Consider the following 11,507-nt stretch of genomic DNA (forward strand, 5'->3'; position numbering starts at 1 on the left):
AGCTGGCGGCCCGTTTTTTCCTCCCCGCGTTCGGGTCGTTTTCATCGGATATTTGGGGTAAAATTGCGCCGCTTTTTCTGCCCGCTAGCCAATGGATGACGCTGATGAAAGACTTTCTGATTGCCCCCTCGATCCTTTCCGCCGATTTCGCCCGTCTGGGCGATGATGTCGCCAGGGTGCTGACCGCCGGTGCCGACGTGGTGCATTTCGACGTGATGGACAACCACTATGTCCCCAACCTGACCATAGGCCCCATGGTTTGTCAGGCCCTGCGCGACTATGGCATAGAGGCGCTCATCGATGTGCACCTGATGGTCAAGCCGGTGGACCGCATAGTCCCGGACTTCGCCAAGGCGGGCGCCAATCTGATCACCTTCCACCCGGAAGCGTCCGATCACGTGGATCGCACCCTGGGCCTCATCAAGGAGCAGGGCTGCCAGGCCGGTCTGGTGCTGAACCCTGCGACGCCGCTCTCCTGCCTCGAATACGTGATGGACAAGCTGGATGTAATCCTGCTGATGTCGGTCAACCCTGGCTTCGGTGGGCAGAGCTTCATCCCCGGCACCCTCGACAAGCTGCGCCAGGTGCGTCGCCTGATCGACGAGAGTGGCCGTGACATTCGCCTCGAGATCGACGGCGGCGTCAAGGTCGACAACATTCGCGAGATAGCACAAGCCGGTGCCGACATGTTCGTGGCCGGTTCTGCCATCTTCAGCCAGCCTGACTACAAGGCGGTGATCGACCGGATGCGCGCGGAGCTTGCCCATGTCGAGCGCTGAGCGTGATTTTGATCTGGTGCTGTTCGATCTGGATGGCACCCTGATCGACAGCGCCCCTCAACTGGCGCTGGCGGTCAACCGAACCCTCACCGAACTGGGTCTGGCCGAGGCCGACGAGGCCGTGGTGCGTACCTGGGTCGGCAACGGCGCTGACAAGCTAATCCAGCGCGCGCTGGATTACCGTGAGTCCCCTGCGTTGTTTGCCAGGGCGCGCCCCCTGTTCGATCGGCATTATCAGGCCTGTCTGCTGGAAGGGCTGGCCATGTATGATGGGGTGGAGCAGAGCCTGCGTCGCCTGCAGAAGCTTGGTTACAAACAGGCCGTAGTGACCAACAAGCCGAGTCACTTCGTGCAGCCCATCCTGGATGCCCTCGGCATCGGCGACTGTTTCGCACTCTGGCTGGGCGGCAACTGCGTGCCCGTTAAAAAACCGAGCCCGGATCCGCTGCTGCACGCCTGCCACGAGCTGGGCGTCAGTCCGTCGCGCACCCTGATGGTGGGCGACTCCGAGAATGACGTGCTGGCCGCTCAGGCTGCCGGCATGAAGGTGGTGGGACTGACCTACGGCTATAACTATGGCCGCCCCATTGCAGATTCCCGCCCGGACTGGGTATGCGAGCAGTTTGCCCAACTCGATGCGCTGCTGGCCGAATAAGGCTGCTGGGCTGACCGAATAACAAGGATTAACACTCTCATGACTAAACCTATCGTACTGAGCGGGGCCCAACCGTCGGGTCAGCTGACCATCGGCAACTACCTGGGGGCCCTGCGTCAGTGGGTCAACATGCAGGATGACTTCGACTGCCTCTACTGCATCGTCGACCTGCACGCCATCACCACCCGCCAGGAACCAGCCGCCCTGCGCAAGGCGTGTCTCGATGCCGCAGCCCTCTATCTGGCGGTGGGGATCGATCCCGCCAAGAGTACCGTCTTCATCCAGTCTCACGTGCCGCAGCACGCCGAGCTGGGCTGGATCCTGAACTGCTACACCCAGATGGGTGAGCTGTCGCGCATGACCCAGTTCAAGGACAAGTCCGCCCGTTTCGAGAACAACGTCAACGTCGGCCTGTTCGGCTATCCGGTGCTGATGGCCGCAGATATCCTGCTCTATCAGGCCAATCAGGTGCCGGTCGGCAACGATCAGAAGCAGCATCTGGAGCTGACTCGCGACATATGTACCCGGTTCAACAACCTGCACGGCGAGGTGTTCACTCTGCCCGAGCCCTTCATCCCCACTGACGGGGCGCGGGTGATGAGTCTGCAGGATCCGACCAAGAAGATGTCCAAATCTGACGACAACGAGGCCAACTTCATCGGTCTGCTGGAAGATCCCAAGCAGATCGTCAAGAAGATCAAGCGCGCCGTGACCGACTCCGACGAGCCGGCCGTGGTGCGGTTCGATCCGGAAAACAAGCCGGGTGTCTCCAACCTGCTGACCCTGATGTCCGGGGTGACGGGCCGTTCCATCCCCGAGCTGGAGCAGCACTTCGAAGGCAAGATGTACGGTCACCTCAAGACCGAGACTGCCGAGGCGGTCGTGGCCTTGCTGGAACCCATTCAGGCGCGCTTCCGCGAGCTGCGTCAGGATGAGGCTCATCTGCAAACAATTTTGGCTGCAGGTGCACAAAAGGCACGTGAAAGGGCTGAAAAAACCCTGACCAGCGTATATGATGTAGTCGGCTTCGTTCCTCGAGCCTGACATACTGGGAAGGTGTAGTAGAAGAGAGCTGGGTATTTGCCTGGCTTTCTTTGTTTTACCCAACCTGCTATTCGTTAATTCATCTTCCAATTTCAAACGCGGGCTTCTGCCCCAAGAGTAAGCATGTCTGTCGAATCCAATACCATGATTGAAGAGCTGGGTGACAAAGGTCACTGGCTACGTAAATTTCGCAAGGCCAAGAACCTCAATACCCTGCAGCTGATGGTCTCCAACGCCATCGACAAATACCACAAGACTCCTGCCATCGCCGCCGCCATCTATCTGGCCGAATGCCAGCGCGAGCGCGAAATGGAGCAGGGTCGTTATCTGGATCGTTGATTCTCTGTCTCTGGTTACCCCATGCTGTTGCTGATCGATAACTACGACTCCTTTACCTGGAACCTGGTGCAGTATTTTGGCGCCCTGGGGCAAGAGGTGGTGGTAAAGCGCAATGACGAGCTGACGCTGGATACCATAGCGCAGCTAGCTCCCCGTTATCTGGTGATCTCTCCCGGCCCCTGCACGCCCAATGAGGCGGGCATCTCCCTGTCGGCCATCAACCGTTTTGCGGGTCAGATCCCCATCCTTGGCGTCTGTCTCGGTCACCAATCCCTGGCTCAGGCTTTCGGGGCCAGAGTGGTGCGCGCGCGTCAGGTAATGCACGGCAAGACTTCTCTTATTCGCCATCAAGGGCAGGGCATATTTCGCGGTCTGAACGATCCGTTGCGGGTCACCCGTTATCATTCGCTGATCGTGGATCAGAGCACATTGCCCGACCGCTTCGAGATCACCGCCTGGAGCGAGCACGCCGATGGCTCCTTTGACGAGATCATGGGCCTGCGCCATAAGCAGTTGAATATAGAGGGGGTTCAGTTCCATCCGGAGAGCATTTTGAGCGAGCAGGGCCACCAATTGCTGGCCAATTTTTTAGCAAGTTCCTGAAGAGTTGTGATCGGCCTCCCAGAATAGAAATGAGGCCAAAAATATTTTCCCTGACACTTTATTCACCTCCCTCCCTGTCCAAATTATCTCTTGCCAATACCCCCTGAGCCGTTATGCAATGCGGTTGCCTAAAATCTCACAGGCAATCGAACATTGTTCCCTGTAACTTGCTTTGTTGCAGACTTTTAGCTTTTTTTCTGTGACAATGCCGATGTGTTTACATGGATTTAACTTTTGGGCGGTGGATTATTCTGTCGCCAGATCGAAGGAGAGCAATATGTCAGAGTTGTTGGCAGTGACACGTGAAGTGTTTGATGAAGTGATGGTTCCCAACTATGCGCCCGCCAAGATCATCCCGGTGCGTGGTGAAGGGTCACGTGTCTGGGATCAGGAAGGCCGTGAGTATGTCGATTTTGCCGGCGGGATTGCCGTCAATGGCCTCGGCCATTGCCATCCCAAGCTGGTCGAAGCCCTGAAAACCCAGGGCGAGAAGCTGTGGCACCTCTCCAACGTGATGACCAACGAGCCGGCCCTGCGGCTGGCCAGGAAGCTGGTTGCCGCCACCTTCGCCGACAAGGTCTATTTCTGCAACTCGGGCGCCGAAGCCAACGAAGCGGCCCTCAAGCTGGCCCGTCGTTATGCCATCGAGAAGTTCGGTGCGCACAAGACCCAGATCATCGCTTTCCATCAGGGTTTCCACGGTCGTACCTTCTTTACCGTCAGCGTCGGTGGCCAGGCTGCCTACTCGGATGGTTTCGGTCCCAAGCCGGCGGATATCACCCATGTGACTTACAACGATCTGGCGGAGCTGGCTGCCGTCATCTCCGACAATACCTGCGCCGTGGTGATGGAGCCGCTGCAAGGGGAGGGTGGCATCATCAGCCCTACCGACGAGTTTGCCAAGGGCGTGCGTGAGCTGTGCGACAAGCACAATGCCCTGCTGGTCTATGACGAAGTGCAATCCGGGGTCGGTCGTACCGGCGATCTGTTTGCCTACATGGGTCTGGGCGTCACGCCTGATATCCTCACCAGCGCCAAGGCGCTCGGCGGCGGCTTCCCCATCGGCGCCATGCTGACCACCAATGAAATCGCGGCTCACCTGAAAGTGGGCACTCACGGTTCCACCTACGGCGGCAACCCGCTGGCGTGTGCGGTGGCCGAGGCGGTGATCGACGTGGTCAACACCCCGGAAGTGCTCAGCGGCATCAAGCAGCGTGAACAGCTGTTCCGCGATGGACTTGAGGCGATCAACGCCAAATACCACTGCTTCAGCGAAGTGCGTGGCAAGGGCCTGTTGCTCGGCGCCGTGCTGAACGACGACTACAAGGGCCGTTCCCGTGACTTCCTGCTGGCCTCCATCGATCAGGGGCTGATGGCACTGGTCGCGGGTACCAACGTGGTGCGTTTCGCGCCCTCGCTGGTTATCCCGGAAGCAGACATCAAGGAAGGTCTGGTCCGGTTCGAGAAAGCGGTTGCCCAGGTGGTTAACGCCTGATCCAAATTGAGGTGGGGAGCCCTCCCGGCAGGAGCCGGGACCCCACCTGTCGTCAATGAAAGGGAGTTGTCATTTATGTTGGTTATCCGTCCCATCGAGCAAAAAGATTTTGCCGGTCTCAAGACCTGTGCCATCGAATCCGGCACCGGCATGACCTCGTTGCCCGTCAACGATGAACTGCTGCAGCGCAAGATAGATGCCTCGACCCAGACCTTCTCGGACAAACCGGCAGGTAAGGGTGATTGCCTCTACTTCTTCGTGGCTGAGGATCTGGAGACCGGCGAAATGGTCGGTACCTGTGCCATTGATGCGGCCGTGGGCCTGTCCCAGCCGTTCTACAACTATCACATCGGCAAGGTGGTCCACTCTTCCCCCAAGCTCGGCATCTACAACGTGGTCGAGACGCTCACGCTGTCCAATGACTACACCGGCAATTCCGAACTCTGCACCCTGTTTTTGCGTGAATGCGCCCGCGAGGGGCTCAACGGCCGCCTGCTCTCCAAGCATCGTTTCCTGTTCATGGCCGAGCATCCCGAGTTGTTCGACGATACCGTCTTTGCCGAGATGCGTGGCGTCTCCGATGGCAATGGTCACAGCCCCTTCTACGAGTGGCTGCAAAAGCATTTCTTCTCGATGGACTTTCCCACCGTCGACTATCTCACCGGCATCGGCAAGAAGCGCTTCATCGCCGAGCTGATGCCCAAGTACCCCATCTACGTCAACCTGCTGAGCAACGAGGCGCGCGCCGTCATCGGCCAGACCCACGAGAAGACCCGCCCGGCCATCAAGATGCTGCAGGATGAAGGCTTCGTGAACCGGGGCTACGTTGACATCTTCGATGCCGGCCCCACCGTCGAGTGTGACGTAAAGAATATCCGCAGCGTGCGCCGCAGCCAGAAGCTGCGGGTGCTGATCGGCGAACCCATAGGTGGCAAGATCCACCTGGTCTGCAATACCCGCTACGAGCACTACCGTGCCTGCTACGGCAATATCCGGGTCGATCTGGACAAGCACGAAGCCATCATCCCGCCCAAGATGGCGACGGCACTCAAGGTGCAAGATGGCGACATGGTACGAGCCGTTGATCTCGATTGAGCCGTATTGGCAGTAAAATCGCATATGAAACAGGCAGCCAAGGCTGCTTGCGAACCACAGGGAGTGAATGGATGAGCCAGTTAGTACAACTGATAGACGGTCAATGGCTTGCCGGTGAAGGCAAGCCGTTCGAGTCAAGGGATCCGGCGAAGAACGAGGTGATCTGGCAAGGGGGCGCCGCCAGTGCCGCCCAGGTGGGTGCCGCCGTCAAGGCCGCCCGCAGTGCCTTCTACCATTGGTCTGATATGAGCCTGGCGGCGCGTCTTGCCATAGTGCGCCGTTACGCCGAGCTGCTCGGCGAGCACAAGGAGGCGCTGGCGCTCACCATAGCCCGCGAAACCGGCAAACCGCTGTGGGAGACCCGCACCGAAGTGGCCGCCATGCAGGGCAAGATCGCCATCTCCATCCGCGCCCATGATGAGCGTACCGGCACGGTGGAGAACCCCATGCCGGGCGCCAAGGCGTTCGTGCGCCACAAGCCCCATGGGGTGGTGGCCGTGTTCGGCCCCTACAACTTCCCGGGCCATCTGCCGAACGGTCATATAGTGCCTGCGCTGATTGCCGGCAATGCCGTGGTGTTCAAGCCTTCCGAACTGACCCCCATGGTGGCCGAAGCCATGCTGAAGATCTGGCAGGAGGCGGGGTTGCCCAAGGGCGTGCTGAACCTGGTGCAAGGCGAGGTGGAAACCGGCAAGGCGCTGGCGGGCAATCCGGATATTGATGGCCTCTTCTTCACCGGCTCGTCCCGTACCGGCCACTTCCTGCACCAGCAGTTTGCTGGCCAGCCCGGCAAGATCCTGGCGCTGGAGATGGGCGGCAACAACCCGCTGATCGTCAAGGATGTGAGTGACATCGATGGCGCCGTGCACGCCATAGTGCAATCCGCCTTCATCACCTCCGGCCAGCGCTGCACCTGCTCGCGCCGTTTGTTTGTCGAGCGCGGCGCTCGGGGCGATGCCCTGGTCAAGCGTCTGGTGGAGGTGGTCAGCCAGATCAAGGTTGGCCTCTATGATGCCGCCGATCAGCCCTTCATGGGCGCCATGATCAGCGAGAGAGCTGCGCTGGGCATGGTCGAGGCGCAAGCCAAGCTGCAAGGGCTGGGTGGCGAGAGCCTGCTCACCCTCAAGCACCTGGAAGCGGGCACCGGTTTCGTTTCGCCCGGCATCATAGACGTGACCGCAATCGGTGCGCTGCCGGACGAAGAGTATTTCGGCCCGCTGCTGCAGCTCATCCGCTACGACGACTTCGATGCCGCCATCGACCAGGGCAATGCCACCAGCTTCGGCCTCTCGGCGGGCCTGCTGGGTGACAACAAGGCTGACTGGCAGCATTTCTTCAAGCGGATCCGCGCCGGTATCGTCAACTGGAACAAGCCCATCACGGGTGCCTCCAGCGCCGCGCCGTTCGGCGGCATCGGTGCCTCCGGCAACCACAGGGCGAGCGCCTACTACGCCGCCGACTACTGTGCTTATCCGGTCGCCTCCGTCGAGGACAGCAAAGCCGCCATGCCGGATCAGTTGTCTCCGGGTTTGACGTTTTAATCGTGAATGGGGAGCTTGATGCAGCAAGAGAGGAGCCAATGCCGCCGACTGCTGTGCCATATCCCCGGTTGCTTCCGTCGAAGACAGCAAGGCCGCCATGCCGGATCAGCTGTCTCCGGGTTTGACCTTTTAACGAGGAAGAGGCCGGCAGCAAGGCCGCCACGGCTGACACTGTCCTCCTCTGCGCTGAGCGCTGATAACAAAATAAAAGGGGCACTGAACAGGTGCCCTTGTCTGTACCCGCGATCAAAGGAAAGAGAGATGCAAAAGGATATCGACACCCTGTTCGGTCACTTGTGGGATAACTACATTCAAGTCACCCCGAGTGCCCTCAAGGTCCACACCCTGCTGGGTGGCGGCGAGCCCATCGTCAACGATCATGTGGCGTTTCGCACCTACAACCTGCCCAAGCTGGGGCTGGAGAAGCTGGCCGCCCACTTCCTGGCGCTCGGCTACGAGCAGAAGGGCGAGTACGTGTTCAAGGCCAAGAAGCTCTATGCCAAGCACTTTGAGCATAAAGATCCGGATGCCCCCAAGGTGTTCATCAGCGAGCTGAAGGTAGAAGAGCTTTCCGAGGCGGCCCAGGCCATCATCCACAAGCTGGCGGATCAGGTACCCGATCACCTGACCGATACCCAGGCCTTCCTCTACACGGGCGCCCCCTGGCAGGTCTCCTGGGACGATTACCAGACCCTGCTGGCGGAGAGTGAGTACGCGGCCTGGATGGCGGCCTGGGGTTATCGTGCCAACCACTTCACGGTCAACATCAATCGCCTCAAGCAGTTCGATACCATCTTGCAGGTCAACGCAGCCCTCAAGGCGGCCGGCTTCGTGCTCAACGGCGTGGGTGGCGAGGTGAAAGGGGACCCGCAGGTGATGCTGGAACAATCCTCCACCATGGCCGACAAGGCGGATGTGCCCTTCAGCGACGGGGTGCGCACCATTCCGAGCTGCTTCTACGAGTTCGCCCTGCGCTACCCGCAGGCCGACGGCGTACTCTACCCGGGCTTCGTCGAAGCCTCGGCCGACAAGATCTTTGAATCCACCAACGCCATGTAACGGCGATGGTTGGCGAAACGCCCCGCAAGGGGCGTTTTTTATGGATTTGCGTTGGGCCTATACACCCTTTATCCAGCCTTGGCTCTGCGCTCCCGGGTCATTCGCTCTCGCTTAAACGGGCTATTGCAGCCCCTGGCGATGACAAGGTGGGAGGATGAGGTGAGGCTGAGCTGGCTACCCATTCGGGGTGAGCCAGTTTGCAATCTCCGGTGTAGAGTGGGGGTCCAACGCCTCGGAGCCCACCATGTCTCGCTATCACTTCTTCAAACAAGGTCAGTCATTTACCTATCTCGATACATGGGCGGTCGGTTATGACGATGAACGTCGCCAACTGGTCGAGCAGGGGTTTGTGACTGTCGTTGCCCCCTCTTTTGCCGATACCCCGGCCGAGGCGCTGACACTGTTGCAGGATCATGAGGCGCTGGAAGAGGAGCGCAGGGTGCACAATCCGTGGTACACAGTCGCCGGCATTCTCGGCCTGCTGGGGATGAGCTGATGGCCCTGTCTGGCAAGGGGGCCGGCGTTGTCACGCTGCTGCGCTGGTCTGTCTTGAGAGGGCCGCTCTGTCGCGGTCTGTTCAGCGCCCTGTTTATCTATCTGGCGTCCCTGCCAGCGGATCTCTATTTCACTTTCCATTGGGAGATGGCCCTGGGCCTCTTCCTGTTGGTCTTCCTTGGCGGACTCTGGCCGCAGTGGCGGGCGCTTCGCTAACCCGATCTCACACCCGCTGTAGCGCGCCTTCGGTGGCCAGCAAGGTGGCCATGCCGCCGGCCTTGCCTGCCTGAATGCCGATCTGGGTATCTTCAAACACCAGGCAGTTGGCGGGATTGGCACCGAGCAGCTCGGCCACCTTCAGGAAGGTATCCGGGTGGGGCTTGTGGTTGTCGATGTCGTCGGCACTGACCAGCACAGAGATATAGGCATCCAGGCCGGTGTTTTTCAAAATGCGCTCGGCATGCTCGCGCGATGAGCCCGTGCCTATGCCCATCGGGACCTTGCCATGGCAGCGCTTGACCAGCTCCCACATGGCGGGAAACACGCTGACCTTGTCGATATGCGCCAGATAGAGCGCCACCTTGCGCCGGGTGAAGGCATCCACATCGATATCCAGTCCGTGCTGCTCGGCCAGCATGCTCACTATCTTGCGGGTGGGAATACCGCCATATTCATTGAGTTGCTCGCGATTGAACGGCAGACCAAACTCTGCGCTGGTTGCCTCCCAAGCATCCAGGTGCAGGGGCATGGAGTCGACCAGGGTGCCATCCATATCGAAAATCAGGGCGTCGTATTGATCAAACCGGAACTGCTCGGACATGGGTCTGCTTCCTCTTGGGGTGTGAACAGCCAGCCTATCAGAATGCAGGAGGCAATGCCGCGACCGGGGTCATGCTTGCCGCTCAGGGGCGGTTTTGGCCATCGGCTGATGATTTATGAGACAATAACAAGTTCTGCGCCGCAGATTCTGGCATTTCAAATTAGCGAGCCCGTATATGTCCCCAAAAACCATCTTCTCAAGCGTGGCCCTGGTGATCGCCCTGGGTTCACTGGAAAAGAGCATAGTCACCACCCCCTTGCCCATCATAGGCGCCGAGCTGAACGCCGGTGCCGCCCTCACCTGGGTGGTCACCGCCTACCTGCTGGCGGCCACCGCCGCCCTGCCCATTTACGGCAAGTTGAGCGACATGTTCGGCCGGGTACGCATGCTCAATATCGGCATAGCCCTGTTTCTGGCAGGCTCTGTGGCCTGCGGCCTGGCGCAGGATCTGCCGACCCTGCTGGCGGCCCGCGTGCTGCAAGGGCTGGGCGGCGGTGGCCTGATTGCGCTCGCCTTCACCGTCATCGCCGACAGCATACCGCCGCGGGAGGTGGGCAAGTACCAGGGCTATATCTCGGCCGTCTATGCGGTCTCCAGCATCGCCGGGCCTTTGCTCGGCGGCTACTTCACCGAGCAGCTGAGCTGGCGCTGGATCTTCTGGATCAACCTGCCGCTCGGGGCGCTCGCGCTCTGGCTGGTGAACCGCAACCTGGGCCACCTCAATGTACGCCGCCACAGTCGCTTCGACTGGAAGGGGGCCGCGCTGCTGATCACCGTCACCACACTGAGCTTGCTGTTGCTCTCGCCCGAGACGGCGCTCCCTGCCATCTGGCTGGCGGGGGGGCTGGCGATTGCCCTGCTGCTGCTGATCCTGGTGGAGCGGCGCGCCCACGACCCCATACTGCCCGCCCATCTGGCCCGGTTGCCAGGCTATCTGGTGAGCGTGCTGCTGGCGCTGGCTTCGCAGTTGCTGATGTTCGCCGTGCTGGTCTATCTGCCGCTGCAGATGCAGTGGCAGAAGGGGATGGGTGCCAGCGAGAGCGGTCTCTACATGGTGATCTTCATGGTCTGCATCACGGCGGGGGCCTTCGTCGGCGGCAAGCTGATCGGCCGCACCGGTTACTACAAACGCTTCGTGGTGGTGGGCTTCGCCCTGTCGGCGCTGGCGCTGTGGCAGATCCATTTCGACGTCTGGGCCAATCTGGGGCTGGGCTTCGCCGGGTTGGGGCTGGGCCTGGTGCTGCCGGCGCTCTCCGTGGTGGTGCAAAATGCCCTGCCACGGGAAGATCGCGGCATCGGTATGTCCCTGTTCAACTTCGGCCGTGAGCTGGGGGGGGCGGTCGGGGTCGCCATCTGCTCCGTGCTGTTCCATGCCGCCCTGCCGGCCGGCACCAGCCACAATTTGGCCAGCCTGAGCCCGGCCGAGCTGGCCCCGGGTTTCAGTGCCACCTATATCGGCATGGCGCTGATCGCCACCGCCGCCTTCCTCATCACGCTGCTGGCGTTGAAACGCCACGAGCTGGCCAGCATCCACGCCTGAGCAATCGTCGGCATGCAATAGCAAAAGGGCTCCCCGCAGGGA

General features: G+C 60.3%; 13 protein-coding genes. 12 read left to right on the plus strand and 1 reads right to left on the minus strand.

All coding sequences use genetic code 11. The features are described from left to right. Positions 1-104: 104 nt before the first annotated feature. The 11 genes from rpe (at position 105) to BN1128_RS08715 (ending at position 9,321) form a co-directional block, all read left to right on the plus strand. Complete coding sequence (rpe, locus tag BN1128_RS08665; protein ID WP_042867708.1) at positions 105-779, plus strand: ribulose-phosphate 3-epimerase; 675 nt, start codon at positions 105-107, stop codon at positions 777-779. Then, positions 766-1,434, plus strand: a complete 669-nt coding sequence (locus BN1128_RS08670) for a phosphoglycolate phosphatase (RefSeq protein WP_042867710.1) — start codon at positions 766-768, stop codon at positions 1,432-1,434. Before rpe ends, BN1128_RS08670 begins: the two co-directional genes overlap by 14 nt. Positions 1,435-1,473: 39 nt before the next feature. After that, positions 1,474-2,478, plus strand: a complete 1,005-nt coding sequence (gene trpS / locus BN1128_RS08675) for a tryptophan--tRNA ligase (RefSeq protein WP_042867712.1) — start codon at positions 1,474-1,476, stop codon at positions 2,476-2,478. 123 nt (positions 2,479-2,601) lie between these two features. Continuing rightward, complete coding sequence (locus tag BN1128_RS08680) at positions 2,602-2,817, plus strand: hypothetical protein (RefSeq protein ID WP_042867714.1); 216 nt, start codon at positions 2,602-2,604, stop codon at positions 2,815-2,817. Positions 2,818-2,838: 21 nt separating this feature from the next. After that, positions 2,839-3,420, plus strand: a complete 582-nt coding sequence (locus BN1128_RS08685) for an aminodeoxychorismate synthase component II (RefSeq protein ID WP_042867717.1) — start codon at positions 2,839-2,841, stop codon at positions 3,418-3,420. Between the two features lie 277 nt (positions 3,421-3,697). Beyond that, positions 3,698-4,915: an aspartate aminotransferase family protein gene (locus tag BN1128_RS08690; protein WP_042867719.1), complete on the plus strand. Its 1,218-nt coding sequence runs from the start codon at positions 3,698-3,700 to the stop codon at positions 4,913-4,915. A 75-nt stretch (positions 4,916-4,990) separates the two neighbouring features. Further along, positions 4,991-6,010, plus strand: a complete 1,020-nt coding sequence (astA, locus tag BN1128_RS08695; protein ID WP_042867721.1) for an arginine N-succinyltransferase — start codon at positions 4,991-4,993, stop codon at positions 6,008-6,010. A gap of 71 nt (positions 6,011-6,081) precedes the next feature. Further along, positions 6,082-7,551, plus strand: coding sequence for a succinylglutamate-semialdehyde dehydrogenase (gene astD / locus BN1128_RS08700; RefSeq protein WP_042867723.1), 1,470 nt, complete (start codon positions 6,082-6,084; stop codon positions 7,549-7,551). Between the two features lie 261 nt (positions 7,552-7,812). Further along, positions 7,813-8,610 carry a DUF1338 domain-containing protein gene (locus BN1128_RS08705; RefSeq protein WP_042867725.1) on the plus strand — a complete coding sequence of 266 codons (798 nt, stop codon included), beginning with the start codon at positions 7,813-7,815 and terminating at the stop codon, positions 8,608-8,610. Between the two features lie 244 nt (positions 8,611-8,854). Then, entirely contained in the window at positions 8,855-9,106 is a 252-nt protein-coding gene (locus BN1128_RS24065) for a hypothetical protein (RefSeq protein WP_156140160.1), read from the plus strand. Continuing rightward, entirely contained in the window at positions 9,106-9,321 is a 216-nt protein-coding gene (locus BN1128_RS08715; protein WP_042867727.1) for a hypothetical protein, read from the plus strand. The genes BN1128_RS24065 and BN1128_RS08715 overlap by 1 nt, the downstream gene beginning before the upstream one ends. A 7-nt stretch (positions 9,322-9,328) precedes the next feature. Here the strand turns inward: BN1128_RS08715 and BN1128_RS08720 are convergent, their stop codons facing one another. Then, a complete protein-coding gene (locus BN1128_RS08720) occupies positions 9,329-9,925 on the minus strand; it encodes an HAD family hydrolase (RefSeq protein ID WP_042867729.1) in 597 nt (198 codons plus the stop codon). A gap of 175 nt (positions 9,926-10,100) precedes the next feature. Between BN1128_RS08720 and BN1128_RS08725 the strand changes: the two genes are divergently transcribed. Then, complete coding sequence (locus tag BN1128_RS08725; RefSeq protein ID WP_042867731.1) at positions 10,101-11,465, plus strand: MDR family MFS transporter; 1,365 nt, start codon at positions 10,101-10,103, stop codon at positions 11,463-11,465. The last annotated feature ends 42 nt before the right edge of the window (positions 11,466-11,507 follow it).

This window comes from Aeromonas piscicola (genome assembly GCF_000820005.1).
Classification (GTDB): Bacteria; Pseudomonadota; Gammaproteobacteria; order Enterobacterales; family Aeromonadaceae; genus Aeromonas; species Aeromonas piscicola.

Excerpts from the sequence above, each read along its gene's own strand:
- rpe (WP_042867708.1), top strand. The coding sequence starts at position 105 with ATGAAAGACTTTCTGATTGCCCCCTCGATCCTTTCCGCCGATTTCGCC.
- BN1128_RS08670 (WP_042867710.1), top strand. The coding sequence starts at position 766 with ATGTCGAGCGCTGAGCGTGATTTTGATCTGGTGCTGTTCGATCTGGAT.
- trpS (WP_042867712.1), top strand. The coding sequence starts at position 1,474 with ATGACTAAACCTATCGTACTGAGCGGGGCCCAACCGTCGGGTCAGCTG.
- BN1128_RS08680 (WP_042867714.1), top strand. The coding sequence starts at position 2,602 with ATGTCTGTCGAATCCAATACCATGATTGAAGAGCTGGGTGACAAAGGT.
- BN1128_RS08685 (WP_042867717.1), top strand. The coding sequence starts at position 2,839 with ATGCTGTTGCTGATCGATAACTACGACTCCTTTACCTGGAACCTGGTG.
- BN1128_RS08690 (WP_042867719.1), top strand. The coding sequence starts at position 3,698 with ATGTCAGAGTTGTTGGCAGTGACACGTGAAGTGTTTGATGAAGTGATG.
- astA (WP_042867721.1), top strand. The coding sequence starts at position 4,991 with ATGTTGGTTATCCGTCCCATCGAGCAAAAAGATTTTGCCGGTCTCAAG.
- astD (WP_042867723.1), top strand. The coding sequence starts at position 6,082 with ATGAGCCAGTTAGTACAACTGATAGACGGTCAATGGCTTGCCGGTGAA.
- BN1128_RS08705 (WP_042867725.1), top strand. The coding sequence starts at position 7,813 with ATGCAAAAGGATATCGACACCCTGTTCGGTCACTTGTGGGATAACTAC.
- BN1128_RS24065 (WP_156140160.1), top strand. The coding sequence starts at position 8,855 with ATGTCTCGCTATCACTTCTTCAAACAAGGTCAGTCATTTACCTATCTC.
- BN1128_RS08715 (WP_042867727.1), top strand. The coding sequence starts at position 9,106 with ATGGCCCTGTCTGGCAAGGGGGCCGGCGTTGTCACGCTGCTGCGCTGG.
- BN1128_RS08720 (WP_042867729.1), bottom strand. The coding sequence starts at position 9,925 with ATGTCCGAGCAGTTCCGGTTTGATCAATACGACGCCCTGATTTTCGAT.
- BN1128_RS08725 (WP_042867731.1), top strand. The coding sequence starts at position 10,101 with ATGTCCCCAAAAACCATCTTCTCAAGCGTGGCCCTGGTGATCGCCCTG.